Below are 19,762 nucleotides of genomic sequence, written 5' to 3'. Positions count from 1 at the left end.
TAAAAAAAGCACCCCGAAAGGTGCCTGAACGTAACGACAAGGAGATTAACTGGCACTGGCCTCGGCCACCGGTCGCTGGTCACCCCCAATGGTCTCACCGAACGGCCCGGTATTCACTGAGCGGATCCGCCGCTGCCCGGCATTAAGTAACGGCATAACCAGCTCGGCAAAACGGTGCGCTTCATCCAGGTGCGGATAACCGGAGAAGATAAAATTCTCGATCCCCAGCGCCTGGTATTCGCGGATCCGGGTGGCTACCTGCTCCGGGTTGCCCACCAGTGCGGTACCGGCACCGCCGCGCACCAGCCCGACACCGGCCCACAGATTGGGGGCGATTTCCAGATTATCCCGGGAGCCATTATGCAGCGCCCGCATCCGCGCCTGGCCTGCGGAATCCATCCGGGAAAAGACATCCTGCGCCCGGGCGATGGTCTCATCATCAACGTGGGCAATCAGACGGTTGGCCGCCTCCCAGGCTTCGTCTTCGGTTTCCCGGACAATCACATGCAGGCGGATACCGTACTCCAGGCGGCGCCCCCGGGCTGCTGCCCGCGCCCGGACAACCGCCAGCTTTTCCGCCACCTGTGCCGGGGGCTCACCCCAGGTAAGATAGGTATCGACCTGCTGTGCCGCCACATCAATGGCGGGCTCAGAAGAGCCGCCAAAATAGAGCGGCGAGCCATTTTCCTGCACCGGCGGGAACAGCAGTTCAGCCCCTTCCACATGCAGATGCTCCCCCTGGAAATCCACTTTTTCACCGGCCAGCAGCCGGGTATAGATAGTCAGGAATTCGCGGGTAACCCCGTAGCGCTGTGTGTGATCCAAAAAGATCCCGTCGCCTTTGTTCTCTACCGGATCGCCGCCGGTCACCACGTTGATCAGCAGCCGCCCGTCAGATAACCGATCCAGGGTTGAGGCCATCCGCGCGGCCAGGGTAGGGGGTTGCAGCCCCGGGCGTACCGCGACCAGAAAGCGCAGGTTGCGGGTAATAGAAACCAGGGCAGAGGCCACCAGCCATGAGTCTTCACAGCTTTTTCCGGTGGGGATCAGCACCCCGTAGTAGCCCAGGCTGTCTGCGGCTAACGCCACCTGTTGCAGATAGGGAAGATCGACGGCGCGCCCCCCTTTGGTGGTGCCCAGGTAGCGCCCCTCGCCGTGGGTTGGCAGAAACCAGAATAATTTTGGCGGTTGTTGTGATGTCGTGGTCATGGGTATTGTCCTTTCTCCGGCCACCCGGTTAGCGGGCGGCAATCTGTTTTTCTGTCGCGGATGTCTCCCGTGGGGCATCCGGTGTCATGATGGTTTCCAGTACGGTCGCTTCCAGATTCGCCAGCGCCGGGGTGGCCAGGTGGCGGGGGCGGGCAATATTCACCGCCAGATCCAGCCCCGTTTCCCCCTGGTGGATCATCAGCACCCGGTCGGCAAGAAATACCGCTTCGTGGACATCATGGGTGACCAGCACCACGGTAAATCCGAATTGCTGCCACAGGCGGGTCAGCAACTGCTGCATCTCAAGCCGGGTCAGCGCGTCGAGGGCGCCGAAAGGTTCATCCAGCAGTAGCAGGCGCGGGCGGTGGATCAGCGCCCGGGCCAGGGCGACACGCTGCTTCTGGCCGCCAGAGAGGGTGGATGGCCAGCTATCGGCTTTTTCCGCCAGACCGACGGCGGTGAGTACCTCCAGTGCCCGCGCGCGCCACGGGCCTTTCAGCCCGAGCCCCACATTGCCGATAACCGTCTTCCAGGGCAGCAGGCGCGCGTCCTGAAACATCATGCGGATATCGCTGTCGTGCTGGCTCAGTGGCTGATCGTCGGCCTGAATCTCACCACGGGTGGCGCTATCCAGCCCGGCCAGCAGGCGCAGCAGGGTGCTTTTCCCGCATCCGCTGCGCCCGACTATCGCCACAAACTGACCACCAGGGATGGTCAGTTGCAGATTGTTGAGTACCGCCTTACCGGCGAAATCTTTACCGATGCGCGCCACCGTCAGGTGCAGGCCCGGGTTAACCAGTGATAAGTGATGCATTATTTCGCCCCCTCGCGATGCCAGAGCGGGTGCCAGCGCAGCAGCCAGCGCTCCATACCCCAGGCGGTCATATCCGCCAGTTTGCCCAGCAGGGCGTACAAAATAATGGCCAGCACCACCACGTCGGTTTGTAAAAACTCCCGGGCGTTCATGGCCAGATAGCCGATACCGGCATCGGCGGAAATGGTTTCGGCCACAATCAGCGTGAGCCACATTAAGCCGAGGGAGAAACGGATCCCGACCAGAATCGAGGGCATGGCGCCGGGCAACAGAACCTGCCAGAACAGGCGCCAGCTGCTGAGGCCATAATTGCGCGCCATTTCAATTAACCCCCGGTCCAGATGGCGCAACCCGTGGGCCGTGTTCAGATAGACGGGAAAGAACGTCCCCAGCGCCACCAGGAAGACTCGCGCCCGCTCATCAATGCCGAACCACAGAATTACCAGCGGGATCAGCGCCAGGTGGGGGATGTTTCGCAGCATCTGGATGGTGCTGTCCAGCAGGCGCTCGCCGGTTTTCGACAGCCCGGTAACAAACCCCAGTGCAAGGCCGATAGCCCCGCCAATGGCAAAACCATACAGGGCGCGCCAGGTGCTGACGGCAAGGCTGTGCCACAGCTCGCCACTCTGGCTGAGGCTCCAGCCCGCGGCCAGTACCCGCTCCGGCTCCGGCAGAACCCGGTTTGAGATCCAGCCCTGGCTGCTGGCGAGCTGCCAGACACCCACCAGCGCCACCGGCACCAGCCAGGGCAGCAGGCGACGGCTCAGGCTGTGCCGGGTCATTGTGCGGCCTCCGCCAGGGGGCGCCGGGCGCGAGCCGGACGGCGTTGCAGGGCCTGCCAGAAGGTTTCCAGGTTTTGCTCCAGGCGGTTGAGGATATCGTCGGCAATCACGCTGGGGTGGCTGCTGGTGGCGTACTGGATATGGCTGTCGCAGGCATAAACGCCGCTCATGATCTCTTCGGCTTTGAGTGCCCCGAGTACCGGCTTCAGAGAGTAGTCCAGCGCCAGTAGGTGGGCGTGGCTACCGGCGGTCATCAGCGGCAGCACCACTTTATTTTCCAGCGCCCGCTCGGGCAGTAAATCGAGCAGTGTTTTCAGGACACCAGTGCAGGCGGCTTTATACACCGGCGACGCAACAATAATACCGTCTGCACTGGCCACCTGGTCGATAACCTGGCGGATTTCCGGGTGGGAAAACTGGGCCTGAATCAGGGCCTGGGCATTAATATCGCTCACGTTTATCAGCCGGGTTTCGGCCCCCTGCTGGTTCAGCCACTGGCGGGCGGCTTCGGTTAAAATCCGGGAACGGGAGACAGCCACAGGGCTGCCGCTAATCAGTAAAATGCGCATCTTAACTCCAGGCGTTGTTATTCAGGTGATGGGCTAGTTTTACGGTTTCAGGCGGGGGGATGAGAAATAACTATTTTTGCATTAATAAGTTAAAAAGCAGAAAACCACCCTTATAAAATATGGGTGTTTACCGCGGCAGGCCGCAGACATTTATTTTTTATTAATATTTATCATCAGGTTAAAAATAGATTATCTGCGGTCTGTTTTCCGACAACCGGTGGCGGCGAAGAGTTTGCCCGCCGGAGTCAGCGCTTTTTGATATGCAGGCGGGTATTCACCAGCATGACTTATCATTCGCCCGGCGCGGGGGGCGGCCAGCCTGCGTATTGTGCCGCAAAGCGGCCTGTGGAGGTTGTCCCGCAATGGCGAAAGTGTTACAACGTGCCCCTTTCAAACCATACAGGGGATAGACGTGAAACAGACGTCATCGCAACAGCAGCCCGACGACAGTGCCAGTACGCTGCAGCGCGGGTTGCAAAATCGCCATATCCAGCTAATCGCCCTCGGTGGCGCTATCGGCACCGGGCTCTTTTTAGGTATTGGCCCGGCGATTCAGATGGCGGGCCCGGCCGTGCTGATTGGCTATGCTATTGCCGGGATTATTGCCTTTCTGATCATGCGTCAGTTAGGGGAGATGGTTGTTGAGGAGCCGGTATCCGGTTCGTTCTCGCACTTTGCCTGGAAATACTGGGGGCCGTTTGCCGGATTTTTGTCTGGCTGGAACTACTGGGTGATGTTTATTCTGGTGGGGATGGCGGAGCTGACAGCCGCAGGTATCTATATGCAATACTGGTTTCCGCATGTAGATACCTGGGTCTGGGCGGCGCTGTTTTTCCTGATCATTAACGGGATGAACCTGGTCAACGTGCGGATGTACGGGGAAACCGAATTCTGGTTTGCGCTGATCAAAGTTATCGCCATCCTCGGGATGATAGCCTTCGGCATCTGGCTGCTGGTTTCAGGCCAGGGCGGTGCCCGGGCCGGTATTGGCAATCTCTGGGAGTATGGCGGCTTTCTGGCGATGGGCTGGAAAGGGCTGGTGATGTCGCTGGCGGTGATTATGTTCTCGTTTGGCGGCCTGGAGCTGATTGGTATTACTGCGGCGGAAGCACGCGATCCGCATATCTCAATCCCCAAAGCCACCAACCAGGTGGTGTACCGTATTTTGCTGTTTTATATCGGCTCTCTGGTGGTACTGCTGGCGCTCTACCCCTGGGTGGATATCCGTTCCGACAGCAGCCCGTTTGTGATGATCTTCCACGAGCTGGACAGCAATCTGGTGGCTTCGGTACTGAATATTGTGATTCTGGTGGCGTCGCTGTCGGTATATAACAGCGGGGTCTACTCCAACAGCCGGATGCTGTTTGGCCTCTCCCGCCAGGGGAATGCGCCCCAGTTTCTGACGCGTATCAGCCGCCGTGGGGTGCCGGTTAACTCGCTGGCGCTCTCGGCAGTGATCACCTCTCTGGTTATCCTTATCAACTACCTGATGCCGCAAAAAGCCTTCGGAATGCTGATGGCGCTGGTGGTGGCAACACTGCTGCTTAACTGGATAATGATCTGTATCGCCCACCTGAAATTTAAGGCCGGTATGCGGCGCCTGGGGCGCGATACCCGCTTTAAAGCCCTGTGGTATCCGTTTGGCAACTACCTGTGCCTGGCGTTTCTGTGCATGATTCTGGTGCTGATGCTGATTATGCCGGATACCCGGGTGTCGGCGATATTGCTGCCGTGCTGGGTGCTGTTCTTGTTTTTGCTGTTCCGTCTGTTCCGCCGTCAGCAAAGCTGACGCATCCTGCCTGATAAACGCCCGCATTTGCGGGCGTTTTTAGTATGCCGATAATCGCCCGCCAGAATTAATGATGGTATTTACTCAGTTATACGAAATAAATATTATGGGTTTTTCATTTTTTCGTACCGTAATAATCATTATTTCGCCAAATGAATATCATAAATATATCACGTTACTCTTCACGGGAATGTATTAGTGAACGGGTGATATTTTATGTTTTGCTAAAAAGTTATTTGTTTTACTGCCGGGTGCTGAACTACAGTTGAATTTGGGGATGGTAATCTTTTTGTCGTAGTGGCTAAACATATGGGTTGTGTCTGGCGAAACGGATGTCAGTCATTTTTCCCTGGCGTTCTGCTTTTTAGGGGAGGTTCCATGAATAAATTCAATACACCGTCTGGGCAACACTCTGTACCCCCTCAGTTTATTGCCGATTCAAGTATTCTCGCCACCATTAAGCGCGATTTACAGCGGCGCGGCGTGGCGGCGACCACAGCGCAAATTGCCGGTGAGCTTCAGGCGCTTATCGCCCGGGAGAGCAATCCGATTATGAAAGATATCTACCGCCAGGCGCTGGCGTGGGTGGTTAACCAGGAGGAGGCGACACACAGCGAATAGTGTGGCCCGGATGAAAAAGCCCGCCGGCGTCAGGCGGGCTTCGGATATCAGGAGAGGATATTTTTCTCCGCTAAATCAAGCGCGAAGTAACTGAAGATAAGATCAGCCCCTGCCCGCTTAATCGATCCCAGGCTTTCCAGCACCACGTTCTCTTCGTTAATGGCGCCCGCCAGGGCCGCGAATTTGATCATCGCGTATTCACCACTGACCTGATAAGCCGCCAGGGGCAGCTCGGTGCGTCCGCGCAGCTCACGCAGCACATCCAGATACGCGCCCGCCGGTTTCACCATCAGGCAGTCTGCGCCCTGGGCTTCATCCAGCAGGGATTCGCGGATCGCCTCACGGCGGTTCATCGGGTTCATCTGGTAGGTTTTACGATCTCCCTTCAGGGCGGTCCCGGCGGCTTCGCGGAACGGACCATAATAAGAGGAGGCAAACTTAGTGGAGTAGGACATGATAGCGGTATCGGTAAAACCGGCCGCATCCAGCGCCTGGCGGATAGCCTGGACCTGGCCGTCCATTGCCGCTGACGGGGCAATAAAATCGGCCCCGGCGCGGGCGGCGACCACCGCCTGCTTACCAAGGTTTTCCAGCGTGCGGTCGTTATCTACCCCGTGGTCGCACAGCACACCACAGTGGCCGTGGCTGGTGTACTCGCAAAAACAGGTATCGGACATGACTATCATTTCCGGTACGGTCTCTTTGCAGATGCGGGACATGCGGGCCACCAGGCCGTTCTCGTTCCAGGTGTCGCTGCCGGTGGCATCCAGATGGTGAGAGATACCGAAGGTCATCACGGCACGCACCCCGGCCCGGGCGATACGTTCAATTTCCCGGGCAAGGTGTTTTTCCGGAATACGCATCACGCCTGGCATGGCCTCGACGGGTTTGTACTCATCCAGCCCTTCTTCAACGAAAATGGGCAGCGCCAGATCGTTAAGGGTCAGGTTGGTTTCTTCAAAGAGCGCGCGCATAGCGGCAGATTTACGCAGGCGACGTGGACGATTAATAAGTGAAAAATCTGACATAGCATTGCTTCTTTTTTGAAGGAAAGTGAAGACTATCTTACTGCTATCCGGCAGGGATGGGGAGGGCATTTCTGGGCGATTTCGGGGTAGGGGCGGTAACCGGGGCCGTAACTGACCCCGGTAGCAGATGATTTCAGCTGTAATTATTCATCATGGCTGAACATCTGGCGACACGCTTTGCAGACATCGCCTGGCGCCATATCCGTCAGCGAACTGTCGCAACGGGTGCGGCACAGTGACGGGGTGCATTTCATTACGTGTTTAAAGGTGCGGGTATAGGATTGCTGCGAGCTGAAGCCATATTTTTCAGCAATGGAGATGATATTCCGATCGCTGAATTTTAAATCGATGACCGAACGCATTAATTTGGCGTTGCGGATATAGCTTGCTGCGGTGATAGACATCCGCGCATAAAACAGGCGCTGGAAATGCCATTTGGAGTAGCCAGTCTTACGTGCCAGATCATCCAGCGTGACACGCTCATGAATGTTTTCATCAATCCAGTGTAAAGTCTGATCGATAACGCCGTTGGTGAAAGAGTCCCTTTTCATCCCGTTATTCCTCATAGGTATGTGTATCGTACTTCGTCCATTATGCTTGAATATTTGCTTTCGTCAGTGATGTTGTCCTGTGATTCGTGTAGTTATCTGCTTTTTTGTAAATCAAGCTCGCTAAAAGCGAAAAGTGATAGCTAATGTTATAAAGCAAAAATCGCGTCAGGCAAAGTGGCAACAAGTGCGATTGTTGCTAAAAAGTAACGGCAGCCTGTTAACGCTGCCGTTTTGGGTATCAGATACCGGAGGTGGGGGCCGCCTGACTGCGCGGGGTACTCAGCTCTGCCACCAGGTCATTGATGCCGTCGCTCATATTTTTAAACCGGGTCAGCGGGGAGCGGGTGATCACCACAAACGCCCCGACATTGCTCTGGGGCACCATCGCCATATAGGTGATAAAGCCACCGCCGCCGCCTGTCTTCTGGATAATTCCCGGGTGCCCGGCTTTCGGAGCCATATAGACCCAGCCCAGGCCCAGCGCGTCTGCCCGCCCGGGCACATCCATGCCCACCACCCGGCGGAACTGGCTGCGCGGGTAGAGCAGGGTCTGCATCCGGTCTGCCTGCTGGCTGCGGGTGTGGAAATCAGACGACAGGAACTGCTGCATCCAGCGCATCATGTCATCCGGGGTGGAGTACACACCGCCGCTCCCCTGGGCGGCGAGGGTGTTATTACAGGGGCTGGCGCCTTTTTCCGCCACCATCAGGCGGGCGCACTGGTCCGGCGACGGGGTGAAGGTGGTGTCTTTCATGCCCAGCGGCTGGGTTATCTGCTCGGCAAACAGCTGCGCGTAAGGCTTGCCCGCCGCCCGGCCCAGGGCATCGGCCAGAAGATCGAAGGCGACATTAGAATAGCCCACTACGCTTCCGGGGGCGGCGGTGAGTTTCGCGCCGGAGAGCCAGCGCCAGCGCTGGTCCTGGGTCGGCCAGACAAAGACCGGGCGGACCGCTGCGCCGCCGGGTTGCTCCCGGGGCAGGGCGCTGGTATGCGTGGCCAGATTCACCAGGCTTATCTGGCGGCCATCAAAACTGGGCACTCGCGTGCCGGGCGGGGCATATTTACTCAGGGGATCGTCGAGATTCACCGCCCCTTTATCCAGGAGCTTCACCAGGATTTCACTGGTCATCAGCTTGGTCAGAGAGGCGATACGGATAACGGAATCCATCTGCGGGCGTACATTGTTGCCCGGACGGGTTTCCCCGAAGCTGCGAAAGACGCGCTGGTTGCCGTCAATCACCACGATGGCCATTCCGGTCGCGCCGCTGCCGTAATAAATATGGCTGGCGTAGCGATCAACAATATCTGAAGAGAACACCGGATCCGGCGTACTCTGGGCATGGCTTATGGCTGGTAATACGGATAGTGCCAGCGCAACGAGTCTGAAGATATGACGTTTCAAGAAGGAACCCACTGCACAAAGAGATTTATGATAACCGTATTTATACTACTCTGCGCCCCAGTGCAAAGGGATGTTGGTTAATTGATGTAATCAGTGTCACTATTCTGGCCGGTGCCCGGGCAGTCAGGGCGCCGGGTGAAAACCTTTTCCGGTTTTACCGTGGTGAAGGCATTATCCTTTATCGTCACGCTTTGAAACAAGATTTCCCGATCCGGCTTTATGCTTCGCGCTAAGGTAGCGACGCCGGGCGGCTGTGGGCCGCGCCGGGATGTTTTCCGTTCTGCATCTGTTGGGGGATAGCAGGCGGGCAGCACAACAAAAACAGACAGGAGTTAGCGGATGTTTAAGTCTTTTTTCCCCCGGCCGACCGCGTTTTTTGTGTCGGCGTTTATCTGGGCGATGATCGCCGTGATTTTCTGGCAGGCTGGCGGCGGCGCCCTGCTGGAGCGTGCCGTGGGTGCCACCAAAGAGATGCCGGTAAGCGCCGCGCGTTTCTGGACCCGGGGAAACCTGGTGTTTTACGCCTACTACGGCCTGTGCGTGGCGTTGTTTGCCGGGTTCTGGTTTATCTACAGCCCGCACCGCTGGCAGAAGTGGTCCATTCTCGGCTCGGCACTGATTATCTTCGTGACCTGGTTTCAGGTGGAAGTCAGCGTAGCGATAAACGCCTGGTATGCGCCGTTTTATGATCTGATTCAAAAGGCGCTGGGCTCTGCGCACAGCGTGACTATCGGCCAGTTCTACCATGAGATAGGCATCTTCCTGGGGATTGCGTTAATTGCGGTAACCGTCGGGGTGATGACGTACTTCTTTATCAGCCACTATGTGTTCCGCTGGCGTACCGCCATGAACGAATACTATATGGCTAACTGGCAGCACCTGCGCCATATCGAGGGGGCGGCCCAGCGTGTGCAGGAAGACACCATGCGTTTTGCCTCTACCGTTGAGGATATGGGGGTGAGCTTTATTAATGCCATTATGACCCTGATTGCGTTTCTGCCGGTGCTGGTTGCCCTGTCGCCCCATGTGCCGGAGCTGCCGATTGTCGGCCATATTCCCTATGGTCTGGTGATTGCGGCTATTGTCTGGTCCCTGCTGGGAACCGGGTTGCTGGCGGTGGTGGGAATTAAGCTGCCGGGGCTTGAGTTCAAAAACCAGCGCGTGGAGGCCGCCTACCGTAAGGAGCTGGTCTACGGGGAAGATGATCCGGATCGCGCCCGGCCACCCACAGTGAAGGAGCTGTTCAGCAATGTGCGGCGTAACTACTTCCGGCTCTATTTTCACTACACCTATTTTAATATCGCGCGCATTTTATATTTGCAGCTCGATTCGGTGTTCGGGATCTTCCTGCTGCTGCCGTCGGTCGTCTCTGCCGGGATAACGCTCGGGCTGATGACCCAGATAACCAACGTGTTCGGCCAGGTGCGCAGCGCGTTTCAGTATCTGATAAGCTCCTGGACCACCCTGGTAGAGCTGATGTCGATTTATAAACGTCTGCGCAGCTTTGAGCGCCAGCTCAATGACAGCCTGCAACAGGAGCAGCAGTCGGCCATCAGTTAACGGCCCCGCCCCCGCCGGATTCCTATTCCGCCGGGGGCGTCAAAAATGGTAGGGTGGGGCAACTCTTGCTATCAGAAGGAAACTGTGTGAAATCGCAGCATTTTTACTCCCGTGGCCTGGCGCTACTGGGGGTTATGATCCTCGCCGGATGTACAACGAAAACCAGCGCGCCGGTAAGCAGCAGCGGCAGCAAACCGGTGGATGTGGCCACGGTGGTGAAACAGAAAATGCCCGCCAGCGTCAAAGATCGCAATGGCTGGGCCCGCGATATCGCCAGTGCGTTTGCCAGCCAGAAGCTGGAGCCCACAGAAGAGAACGTCTGCTCGGTGCTGGCGGTAGCCGCCCAGGAGTCTAACTATCAGTCTGATCCCCAGGTGCCCGGGCTTGGTAAAATTGCCTGGCAGGAGATAGACCGCCGGGCCGGGAAGATGCACATTCCCGCCTTCCTGGTTCACACCGCGCTGCTGATTAAGTCCCCCAACGGGCAGAGCTACAGTGAGCGGCTGGACAAGGTCAAAACCGAAAAGCAGCTCAGCGCGATTTTTGACGATTTTATCGGCATGGTGCCGCTGGGCCAGAAACTCTTCGGCAATCTGAACCCGGTGCACACCGGCGGGCCGATGCAGGTGAGCATCGCTTTTGCTGAGCAGCATACCCGGGGCTACCCCTGGGAGATGAGCGGCACCGTGCGCCAGGAGGTGTTCAGCCGCCGGGGCGGGATCTGGTTCGGAACCTATCATCTGCTGAACTATCCGGTGAATTACACCCAGCCGCTGTACCGCTTTGCGGACTTTAACGCTGGCTGGTATGCCAGCCGCAACGCGGCGTTCCAGAATGCGGTCAGTAAAGCGAGCGGCGTGAAGCTGGTGCTGGATGGCGACGTGGTGCGCTACGACACGGATGAACCGGGCAAAACGGAGCTGGCGGTGCGCCGCCTGGCGGGGAAACTGGCCATGAGCGACAGCGAGATCCACCGGGCACTGAAAAAGGGCGACACTCTGGCCTTTGAAGAGACGGATCTTTACCACGGGGTCTACCGCCTGGCAGAAGCCCGGGCAGGCAAAGCGCTGCCCAGGGAGATGCTGCCGGGGATCACCCTCGAAAGCCCGAAAATCACCCGTAACCTGACCACAGCCTGGTTTGCCAAACGGGTAGATGAGCGGCGCGCAGCCTGTATGAAGCGCTAATCTGACCGGCGGCGCAGGCGGATACAGAGCACCACTGCGCCCAGAATCACCAGCCCGGCGATAACCGGCACCACCCCGAACAGCAGGCCGACACTGGGGCTCATCTCAATGGCCGGTCTGGCGCTGCTGTGGGTTTGCATGATGTGCTCAATCAGCCCCGGGGCGTGTACCAGCAGGCGAAGAATCTCAGATCCCCCCCACAGACACAGCACCACAAAAAGCGCCCAGGACACATTGCCGGAGGACGAAAACTCCCGCCGGATGTCGGATACAAAAGATTTCGGCGATAGAATGCCAGCCATAACCCCTCCCGATACCATGCAGACCAGCCAACCCCCACGGTTGTGCTGACGTTATCCCAGTGTGGTATGCGGGCTGAAAATGCAATATCAGATTTCTGGTAAATCCGGGACGGAAAATTCCTGAAAAGTTTTTTTTGCGCCCGGGAAGGGGTTGTTACCAGGTGATTTCCGGTTTGTAACCTGCGGCAGGGAAACAGGGCGCCCGGTAGCCCGGGCGCCGGGGGGCGTTATTCGCTGATACTGCTCAGCAGCGCGCTTTCCTGCTGGTGGCGCTCAATGGCCAGCTCAATCAGGCGGGTAATCAGCGCCTGGTAGCCAATACCGCTGGCCTGCCACAGTTTCGGGTACATGCTGATATTGGTAAACCCGGGCAGTGTGTTGATTTCATTGATGATAACTTCATTTTCCGGGGTCAGGAACACATCCACCCGGGACATGCCGCTGCACTCCAGCGCCTGATAGGCGCGGATGGCGATCGCGCGGATCTTGTCGTTGATCTCGCGGGGCAAATCGGCCGGAACCACCACCTGGGCGCCTTTATCATCGATATATTTTGTATCGTAAGAGTAAAAATCACTGTTAATGACAATTTCACCACAGGTACTGGCCTGCGGATCGTCATTCCCGAGGATGGCGCACTCGATCTCCCGGCCGGTGATCCCTTTTTCCACCACCACTTTGGTGTCAAAGCGGAACGCCAGGGCCACCGCCTCCTGGTACTGGGCGGCAGTGGTCACTTTGCTGACGCCGACAGACGAGCCCTGGTTGGCTGGCTTGACAAACAGCGGCACGCCGAGCGTCTCAGCCAGTTCGGCAAAGTGGTATTTATCGCGGTTGCTGCGGGTCAGCGTCACGAAGGGGGCAACATTCAGGCCCGCATCACGCAGCAGGCGTTTGGCCACGTCTTTGTCCATGCTGACAGCGGAGCCCAGCACGCCGGAACCGACAAAAGGTAAATTCGCCATGCGCAGCATGCCCTGCAGGGAGCCATCTTCCCCGAGGGTGCCGTGTACGATGGGGAACACCACATCCAGCTGTGGGAGCGGGCTGGCGGCCCGGGCGTCGATCAGTTGCCCGTGCTGCTGGCCCGGGGTCACGGCCAGGTTGACCCCGGAATGGTTCAGGGCGATACGGGCCGGATCTGCGGCGTTGAGCAGGTAGTTGTGCTCATCATTAATGTGCCACTGGCCCTGTTTATCAATGCCCAGCAGCACCACATCAAATTTGGTTTTATCAATTGCGTCGACGATATTTTTAGCCGACTGAAGAGAGACTTCATGCTCAGCCGACTTGCCGCCAAACACGATCCCTACACGTAATTTTGCCATGTCACACCTGCGGTTTAGCTTACGCTCACGAAAGCAAACAAAATAGCACGCCTGACCACGGGTTTCATGCCCCAGCGCAACCCGGGAGCCTGAGTGACCAATTGCCGAGCAGGTTACGCCGGGCCGGATATTGGCGGATAATTTATTTGCCGGTAAATAAAAACGCGCTGCTGCTAATGGGGGGTAAACCTGAAGGTGGCAGATAATGTTGTATTAGCGCCCGGGAAAATAGCCGGAAGTGGGGGCCAGACCCTATATAAAGGGGTTGCCGTAGCATATTCTGTGGGGTAAATATATACCCAAATTAAAGCATAAAATAATGTTATCCGGGGCTAGGAAAGCGCCAGTGGTGATGATAGATTTTTAACACATAATCGCCAGAGAGCCTGCCATGAGATATTTAATTTCAGAGTTGCTGGTCAACATTGCCGCCAGGGAAGAAGAGTCCGTACGCCTGGAGCACCGGGTTGCCGTCATGGAGATTTTTTTCCGCCAGATGATGGACAAAATGAGCAGCGAAGAGCGCCAGCGCCTGATTGATGGCGTGCGGGATAAAGTCGCCCACAATGACTCTGGACCGGTCAGTTACGATACCGCCCTGTTACAGCAGCAAATGAACCGCCTGCTCGACTAATTACCCGGTTGTTCTATCCAGCACATCCGGGCATTTATTATATTTTAAAATCAGTAAAATATCGGCGGATGAATCTTCCGGTGTGCATTATAAATAAGCAAATGTAATATCAGTGTAATGCATTGATAAAACAAATAGCGCCCGCCGGGTTGCTATTTGTTAGCGTATGCCGCGCCCTGTTGGCAGCCTGCAGAAAGTGGCTTTATTTATGTGCTATTTCCCGGAATTCATACCAGACTTAAAACCTGTCCTCCTGACGAAGAGACAGGCCCTGATAAAGCGATATTTGCGATAGGATTGATGATGAAAAAGACCATGATGATGGTGCTCCTGGTGGCGATGGCAAGCGGGGCGATGGCCGCCCGGGCGGCGGATAAACCGCTGACCGAACAGCAACAGCGGATGCAGAGCTGCAGCCAGCAGGCAGGCGCTAAAACCCTGAAAGGGGATGAGCGTAAAAGTTTCATGAGTAGCTGTCTGAAGAGCCCGGCGGCGGCCCACGGCAAAGCGCTGACGCCTCAGCAGGTGAAAATGAAAGAGTGTAACGGCGAAGCGACCAAACAGGCGCTGAAAGGCAGCCCGCGCAAAGCCTTTATGAGCACATGCCTGAAGAAATAACCGGGCAGGGCAGAGTGACGCACCCGCCACTCTGCTGTTTTCAGGCTTTACTTAACGCAATAGATTTCTGCATACAGCTTTCCATCGCTTCCATCACGGCCGAGCGCATTCCTTTCGCTTCCAGCACTTTTACCGCCTCGATAGTTGTCCCGCCAGGTGAGCAGACCATATCTTTCAGCTCGCCCGGGTGCTTACCGGTCTCCAGAACCATTTTGGCCGCCCCCATAACCGCCTGGGCGGCAAATTTATAGGCCTGGGCGCGGGGCATACCGCCGAGTACCGCGGCATCAGCCATGGCTTCAATAAACATAAATACATACGCCGGGGAGGAGCCGCTGACTCCGACGACCGGGTGAATCATATATTCGTCAATCACCTCAGCCTGACCAAAACAGCGGAAGATATTCAGCGCATCGGCAATATCTTCCTGGGTGACCAGCGGGTTAGGGGTAATGGAGGTCATTCCCGCGTTCACCAGCGCCGGGGTATTAGGCATGGCGCGGATAATTTTACGATCGTGGCCCAGAATGGTCGCCAGCTGTTCGAGGGTAATACCCGCCGCCACAGAGATAACCAGCGTCTCTTTATTCAGGCTGTTATTAATCTCGCTCATGACCCTGAGCATAATATTGGGTTTAACGGCACCGAACAGAATATCGGCCACCTGGGCAACCTCCTGGGCGCTCTGGGCCGGGTTAACGCCATATTTTGCGCTCAGTGCGGCCACTTTGTCCGGTGACGGGGTGTAGACCCAGATATTTGCCGGTTGCACCTGACCGCTGGCCAGCAGCCCGCCGAGGATTGCCTCACCCATATTGCCGCAGCCAATAAAACCGATATTCTTATTCACGCGTCACGCTCCATAGCCATCCGAAAGTGAAATAAGTCTGTTGCCTGATAACGCGATGCAGGCAACAATCCGCCCCTGAGTGTACCAGAACAGGAGAGAGAATGATGGCAATCTGGGTAGATGCCGATGCGTGCCCCGGGGTAATTAAAGAGATCCTGTTTCGTGCCGCACAGCGCACGCAAACCACGGTGACCCTGGTCGCTAACCAGAGCCTGCGTATCCCGCCGTCGCCCTATATTCAGATGCTGCGGGTGGCCCCGGGCTTTGATGTGGCCGATAACGAAATTGTGCGCCGCTGTGCAGCGGGGGATCTGGTGATTACGGCGGATATTCCGCTGGCGGCGGAGGTGCTGGGAAAGGGGGCGGCAGCGCTGAATCCGCGCGGAGAGCGCTACAGCGAGGCCACCATCCGTGAAAAGCTGACAATGCGCGACTTTATGGATACCCTGCGCGCCAGTGGAGTGCAGACTGGCGGCCCCTCTGCCCTTAATCAGCGGGACCGCCAGCAATTTGCTAATGCGCTGGAGCAGTGGTTACAGACCAGCCAGCGGCGTTAAATCCAGCTGTCGTCGTCCCCGAAATCGTCGCCACCGAAGTCGTCACCGCCATAGCCGCTGTTGTCATCCTGCCAGCTGGCATTTTGCAGCAGGCTGTCGTCGCTGTTGTCGTTATTTGCGGTATCGGTATCAGCCACGTTGCTGGTCTGGCTGGTGGTGGCGTCTTTTTCCGGCTCTTTGATGATATTGACTATCTCTTCCGGCGCGGACTGGTGGAACATGCTGGTCAGCATATTGCCCAGCATCACCCCACCGGCCACCCCGGCGGCCGTTTGCAGGGCACCGGCCATAAAACCGCCGCCGCGGCTGGCCTGCGGGGCCGGAGCGGCATAACTGGCGTTGCCGGGAATGTTATTGCCGGTATAGTGGCTGCCCGGGCGGGTGCCGGGGATCGGGGCCGAGCCGCCGCTCTGGTAGCCTGGTTCGCTGGTGGGTGCCTTCTGGCCGCCGCCAAACAGGCCCGCCAGGAAGCCGCCGCTGGCCGGGCGCGCGGTTTCGCGCAGGCGGGTGGCTTCGGCTTCCAGGGCTTCAACCCGGCTGCTTAACTGCTTAATGGCCGCCTCCTGGATAAGAATGGTCTGGGCCATATAGTAAGGTGCGCCGGGTTGCTGCTTAATATGCTCAGCAATCAGCGCCTCGGCCCCGGCTTCCCGGGCTCCGCTCTGGTTTTCCGCTTGCTGCAGGCGGGAAAAAAGATCATCAATCAGGCGCTGTTCTTCAGATTGCATGGTGACTACCTCAAAAAGAGTTATCGTAAAAACCAGCATAGTCTGACCGAAAATAAGATGTTGTAAATACGGTGTTAAGTAAAACTTTGCGCAGATTTCTTTACGAAGTTTTAAGAAGTTATCGGCTGTCACCGGTTGTTTTTAGGCAAGAATTGACTGTAACAATAACTTTACATGTTGTGTTTTATTTGCTGTGCTACAGTTTTTCAGTTCAGTAAACATTGATTATTTGCTGTAATGAATTTTTTACAGATTTCACCGCAATCTAATTGCTGCTATCATTCGCTTTTGTTGTTTGCACTGTCTGCCGGCCGTGATATTGCGGCGGGTATGAAGAGGATTTAACCATTCATGACTCAACCTGTTTTCTTAGTCGGCGCCCGCGGATGCGGGAAAACCACCACAGGAAATGCACTGGCCCGCGCTCTGGGATTCCGTTTTACCGATACGGATCTCTGGTTACTGGAAACCACGCACATGACGGTCGCCGAGATGGTTGAGCGTGACGGCTGGCCGGGGTTTCGCCGCCGTGAGAGCGAGGCGCTGCGCGCGGTAACGGTGCCGGGCACCGTGGTGGCAACCGGCGGCGGTATTGTGCTGGCGGAAGAGAACCGCCAGTTTATGCGCGACAACGGCCAGGTCATTTACCTGCGGGCTCCGGCGCATATTTTAGCCAGCCGTCTTGCGGCGTTCCCGGAAGAGGATCAGCGCCCGACCCTGACCGGGCGGCCCATTACCGACGAAATGGCCGAGGTGCTCGCCGCCCGCGACGCACTTTACCGCCAGGTGGCGCACCACGTGATTGATGCCGACAGGGCACCGGAGCAGGTGGTGGAATCCATTCTTGAATCATTGCGTTACGCCCGGGCCAGTTGATCCCCCTGGCCTGGCGCGACTATAGTGGTTTTTTCGCTCACAGAGAAAGGCGTCGTTATGCTCCAGAGTAATGAGTATTTTGAAGGGAAAGTGAAGTCGATTGGTTTTTCCAGCAGCGCAACCGGGCGTGCCAGTGTTGGCGTCATGGCGAGCGGCGAGTACACCTTTGGCACGGGCCAGCCGGAAGAGATGACGGTCATCAGCGGCGAGCTGAATGTGCTGCTGCCGGGGGCCACCGAATGGCGGGTTTTCAGCGCCGGTGAGTCTTTTCAGGTGCCGGGCAATAGTGAATTTGCCCTTGAAGTGGCCGAGCCGACCTCTTATCTGTGCCGTTATCTGTAATGATACGGGCCGGTGTGGCGCACACACCGGCTGTTTTACTGCTCTTCCCCCAGTGAGGCGTGCAGAAACTGCATCAGCGCGGTGACCCGCAGCGGGGTAAATTGCCGTGAGGGCCTCACCAGCGAGAGCGGCAGCGGTGCCGGGGCGTGCTCCTCAAGCAGGCGCACCAGGCGGCCGGTCTGTAGCGCCTCTTCCACCATAAATTCCGGTAGCATTGCGATCCCCATTCCGGCGATGGCCGCGCAGGCCAGCACATCCCCGTTATTGACCGCCAGCGGTGTATAAAACTCCGCCGGATGGCTGCTTTCCGGCAGGCTCCACTCGTCCCGGGCGGAGAGCAGGGAGTAGCGCAGCAGCGCGTGGTGGCGCAGCTGGGCCGGAGAGTGCGGCGTTCCCTGGCGGGCCAGATAATCCGGTGCGGCGCAGAACACCCGGGGCAGCAGCGCTATCTGGCGGCTGACGAGGGTGGAATCAGCCAGATGACCGATGCGCAGGGCGAGATCCAGCCCCTCAGTCACCATATCCGCGACCCGGTCGTCCATCTGCAGTTGCAGGGTGACCCGGGGATACTGGCGCATAAATTGCGGCAGCAGGGGGGCGAGCTTTTTCATGCCGAAGCTCAGGGGGGCACCCAGGCGCACCGTACCGCTGTATGTCTCCTGGGTACAACTGAGCCGCTCCTCGGCCTGCTCCAGGGCGTTGAGGATCCCGGTCACATCCTGGTAGAACTGCTGGCCTGCCGGGGTAACATCCAGTTGCCGGGTGGTGCGGTTAAGCAGCTTCACCCCAAGACGGGCCTCCAGGGCGGAGATGCGTCGGCTGATGGCGGCGCTGCTGGCCTCCAGCTGAATAGCCGCATTGTAAAAGCTGCCGCTGTCGACCACGGCAACAAAGCTGCGCAGGGCGGTCAAATCATATTCTTTCATTTTGCGTAATGGAGTCTTACGGCATAGCCGGTTTATCCAGGTGGCTGACGGGCATAGGATCGGCACATCAGGATCTATTGAGGAACATTACCATGGCCACAGATTATCGTTTAAAAAGCGCGGACTCGCTGCACTATTTACCGGCCAGCGATTATCACCCGGCAAATACCCGGTTTCATTTCTCCTTCGCGAATTACTACGATCCGGACAATATGCACTACGGGGTGCTGCGGGTGGTCAATGACGACGACGTTAAACCCCACAGCGGGTTTGACAAGCATCCCCATAAAGATATGGAGATAGTCAGCTATGTGGTCCACGGCCACCTGACCCACTGGGACAGCGCCACCGGGGTTGAGGAAGTGCTGGGGCGGGGAGATGCCCAGGCCATTACCGCCGGGCGCGGGGTCTGGCATTCGGAGCTGAATAAGCACGATGAGTGGTGCCGCTTCCTGCAGATCTGGATCCTGCCGCCGCGCCAGGGGCTGGAGGTGCGCTACCACAGCCACCATTTTGGCGAACAGGATCGTGAAAACCGGATTGCCCATATTGTCGGCAGTATCGCAAACGACGACGCGCCGCTGCAGCTCAACCAGGATGTGAATATGTACGTCAGCGAGCTGACCCGTGCAGAAGCCCGGGTAAACTGGACCCTGGAGGCCGGGCGCCAGGCGTATATCAGCAATATTGAAGGCAGTGTGGACATTGCCGGGCTGCCCACCCTGCAAGCGCGCGACACCCTGGAGATAACCGGCCCGGCGAGCCTAAGTTTTCGCGCCACAGAGCAGCACGCGCATTTTATTATTATCGAAATGCCCCAGTGGCCGGAAGAGGCCTGACAGGTATCACCCATTAAAAAGGTTCATCGCGGGTTAGCGTGATATTTCCCAAACGGTGATTTGTGAGAATAGCGATCCTCGCCCGCTTCAGGTTCGGACATATGAACGCCCGATGAACGGGTTCCGCTCCCTGACGATGGGCACTCATATGTTGTGTGCGGAACCTGGTCGCGTTCCAGGAGGGGGGGGCCGGTCCCCTCCTGGAGACCTCGCCGGCCCGCGGTCAATCGCCGCTGCGCGGTTCGCTGCA

The 19,762-nt window shown here is 57.4% G+C and carries 22 protein-coding genes; 10 read left to right on the top strand and 12 right to left on the bottom strand.

Annotated elements, in window-relative coordinates; translation table 11 throughout:
- Positions 1–45 precede the first annotated feature (45 nt).
- From ssuD to ssuE, 4 genes are read right to left on the bottom strand one after another with little or no spacing between them, the layout of a single operon-like run.
- Entirely contained in the window at positions 46–1,209 is a 1,164-nt protein-coding gene (gene ssuD / locus EBL_RS14300) for an FMNH2-dependent alkanesulfonate monooxygenase (RefSeq protein WP_002443008.1), read from the bottom strand.
- A 28-nt stretch (positions 1,210–1,237) separates the two neighbouring features.
- A complete protein-coding gene (locus tag EBL_RS14295; protein ID WP_002443010.1) occupies positions 1,238–2,023 on the bottom strand; it encodes an ATP-binding cassette domain-containing protein in 786 nt (261 codons plus the stop codon).
- Positions 2,023–2,805 carry an aliphatic sulfonate ABC transporter permease SsuC gene (ssuC, locus tag EBL_RS14290; RefSeq protein ID WP_002443012.1) on the bottom strand — a complete coding sequence of 261 codons (783 nt, stop codon included), beginning with the start codon at positions 2,803–2,805 and terminating at the stop codon, positions 2,023–2,025. Before ssuC ends, EBL_RS14295 begins: the two co-directional genes overlap by 1 nt.
- Entirely contained in the window at positions 2,802–3,374 is a 573-nt protein-coding gene (gene ssuE / locus EBL_RS14285; protein ID WP_002443015.1) for an NADPH-dependent FMN reductase, read from the bottom strand. Before ssuE ends, ssuC begins: the two co-directional genes overlap by 4 nt.
- Before the next feature lie 412 nt (positions 3,375–3,786).
- Between ssuE and pheP the strand changes: the two genes are divergently transcribed.
- Positions 3,787–5,163, top strand: a complete 1,377-nt coding sequence (gene pheP, locus EBL_RS14280; RefSeq protein WP_002443017.1) for a phenylalanine transporter — start codon at positions 3,787–3,789, stop codon at positions 5,161–5,163.
- Between the two features lie 378 nt (positions 5,164–5,541).
- Positions 5,542–5,784 carry a hypothetical protein gene (locus tag EBL_RS14275; RefSeq protein WP_002443019.1) on the top strand — a complete coding sequence of 81 codons (243 nt, stop codon included), beginning with the start codon at positions 5,542–5,544 and terminating at the stop codon, positions 5,782–5,784.
- Between the two features lie 47 nt (positions 5,785–5,831).
- Here EBL_RS14275 and hemB read toward each other — a convergent pair whose 3' ends face one another.
- The 3 genes from hemB to ampH all read right to left on the bottom strand — a co-directional run bounded on the left by hemB (position 5,832) and on the right by ampH (position 8,753).
- Positions 5,832–6,812: a porphobilinogen synthase gene (hemB, locus tag EBL_RS14270; protein ID WP_002443022.1), complete on the bottom strand. Its 981-nt coding sequence runs from the start codon at positions 6,810–6,812 to the stop codon at positions 5,832–5,834.
- Positions 6,813–6,955: 143 nt separating this feature from the next.
- The gene (locus tag EBL_RS14265) at positions 6,956–7,363 is read right to left on the bottom strand and encodes a helix-turn-helix domain-containing protein (protein WP_002443024.1); all 408 of its coding nucleotides are present in this window, start codon (positions 7,361–7,363) and stop codon (positions 6,956–6,958) included.
- Between the two features lie 238 nt (positions 7,364–7,601).
- Positions 7,602–8,753: a D-alanyl-D-alanine-carboxypeptidase/endopeptidase AmpH gene (ampH, locus tag EBL_RS14260; protein WP_042340672.1), complete on the bottom strand. Its 1,152-nt coding sequence runs from the start codon at positions 8,751–8,753 to the stop codon at positions 7,602–7,604.
- A gap of 351 nt (positions 8,754–9,104) precedes the next feature.
- On the opposite strand from ampH, the gene sbmA reads away from it, so the two are divergent.
- Both sbmA and EBL_RS14250 read left to right on the top strand, forming a co-directional pair.
- Positions 9,105–10,325 carry a peptide antibiotic transporter SbmA gene (sbmA, locus tag EBL_RS14255; protein WP_002443029.1) on the top strand — a complete coding sequence of 407 codons (1,221 nt, stop codon included), beginning with the start codon at positions 9,105–9,107 and terminating at the stop codon, positions 10,323–10,325.
- 134 nt (positions 10,326–10,459) lie between these two features.
- On the top strand, positions 10,460–11,512 hold the full coding sequence (locus tag EBL_RS14250; RefSeq protein WP_126298301.1) for a DUF1615 domain-containing protein: 1,053 nt from the start codon (positions 10,460–10,462) through the stop codon (positions 11,510–11,512).
- On the opposite strand, the gene EBL_RS14245 is transcribed toward EBL_RS14250, so the two are convergent.
- Together EBL_RS14245 and ddlA are read right to left on the bottom strand one after the other, a co-directional pair.
- Entirely contained in the window at positions 11,509–11,814 is a 306-nt protein-coding gene (locus tag EBL_RS14245; RefSeq protein ID WP_002443032.1) for a DUF2755 family protein, read from the bottom strand. The genes EBL_RS14250 and EBL_RS14245 overlap by 4 nt on opposite strands.
- Before the next feature lie 227 nt (positions 11,815–12,041).
- Positions 12,042–13,142: a D-alanine--D-alanine ligase gene (gene ddlA / locus EBL_RS14240; RefSeq protein WP_002443034.1), complete on the bottom strand. Its 1,101-nt coding sequence runs from the start codon at positions 13,140–13,142 to the stop codon at positions 12,042–12,044.
- Positions 13,143–13,533: 391 nt separating this feature from the next.
- Here ddlA and EBL_RS14235 point away from each other — a divergent pair, with 391 nt between their 5' ends.
- Positions 13,534–13,776, top strand: a complete 243-nt coding sequence (locus tag EBL_RS14235; RefSeq protein WP_002443036.1) for an anti-adapter protein IraP — start codon at positions 13,534–13,536, stop codon at positions 13,774–13,776.
- Between the two features lie 303 nt (positions 13,777–14,079).
- Positions 14,080–14,394 (top strand): PsiF family protein, encoded by a 315-nt coding sequence (locus EBL_RS14230; RefSeq protein WP_002443038.1) that lies wholly within the window; start codon positions 14,080–14,082, stop codon positions 14,392–14,394.
- Positions 14,395–14,434: 40 nt separating this feature from the next.
- Here EBL_RS14230 and proC read toward each other — a convergent pair whose 3' ends face one another.
- The gene (gene proC, locus EBL_RS14225) at positions 14,435–15,244 is read right to left on the bottom strand and encodes a pyrroline-5-carboxylate reductase (protein ID WP_002443040.1); all 810 of its coding nucleotides are present in this window, start codon (positions 15,242–15,244) and stop codon (positions 14,435–14,437) included.
- A gap of 104 nt (positions 15,245–15,348) precedes the next feature.
- Between proC and EBL_RS14220 the strand changes: the two genes are divergently transcribed.
- Entirely contained in the window at positions 15,349–15,801 is a 453-nt protein-coding gene (locus EBL_RS14220; RefSeq protein ID WP_169315011.1) for a YaiI/YqxD family protein, read from the top strand.
- Here EBL_RS14220 and EBL_RS14215 read toward each other — a convergent pair.
- Positions 15,798–16,529: a DUF2076 domain-containing protein gene (locus EBL_RS14215; RefSeq protein ID WP_002443044.1), complete on the bottom strand. Its 732-nt coding sequence runs from the start codon at positions 16,527–16,529 to the stop codon at positions 15,798–15,800. The two genes, EBL_RS14220 and EBL_RS14215, sit on opposite strands and share 4 nt — an antisense overlap.
- Positions 16,530–16,880: 351 nt before the next feature.
- On the opposite strand from EBL_RS14215, the gene aroL reads away from it, so the two are divergent.
- On the top strand, positions 16,881–17,405 hold the full coding sequence (gene aroL, locus EBL_RS14210; protein ID WP_002443045.1) for a shikimate kinase AroL: 525 nt from the start codon (positions 16,881–16,883) through the stop codon (positions 17,403–17,405).
- A 57-nt stretch (positions 17,406–17,462) separates the two neighbouring features.
- Positions 17,463–17,747 (top strand): pyrimidine/purine nucleoside phosphorylase, encoded by a 285-nt coding sequence (gene ppnP / locus EBL_RS14205; RefSeq protein ID WP_002443047.1) that lies wholly within the window; start codon positions 17,463–17,465, stop codon positions 17,745–17,747.
- 35 nt (positions 17,748–17,782) lie between these two features.
- On the opposite strand, the gene EBL_RS14200 is transcribed toward ppnP, so the two are convergent.
- The gene (locus tag EBL_RS14200) at positions 17,783–18,673 is read right to left on the bottom strand and encodes a LysR family transcriptional regulator (protein WP_014716134.1); all 891 of its coding nucleotides are present in this window, start codon (positions 18,671–18,673) and stop codon (positions 17,783–17,785) included.
- A gap of 92 nt (positions 18,674–18,765) precedes the next feature.
- Between EBL_RS14200 and EBL_RS14195 the strand changes: the two genes are divergently transcribed.
- The gene (locus tag EBL_RS14195; protein ID WP_002443050.1) at positions 18,766–19,512 is read left to right on the top strand and encodes a pirin family protein; all 747 of its coding nucleotides are present in this window, start codon (positions 18,766–18,768) and stop codon (positions 19,510–19,512) included.
- Positions 19,513–19,762: the final 250 nt, after the last annotated feature.

It is taken from the genome of Shimwellia blattae DSM 4481 = NBRC 105725 (assembly GCF_000262305.1).
Classification (GTDB): Bacteria; Pseudomonadota; Gammaproteobacteria; order Enterobacterales; family Enterobacteriaceae; genus Shimwellia; species Shimwellia blattae.
The sequence above is the reverse complement of the archived record's forward strand: the minus strand, read 5'-3'. Positions and strand labels throughout refer to the sequence as shown.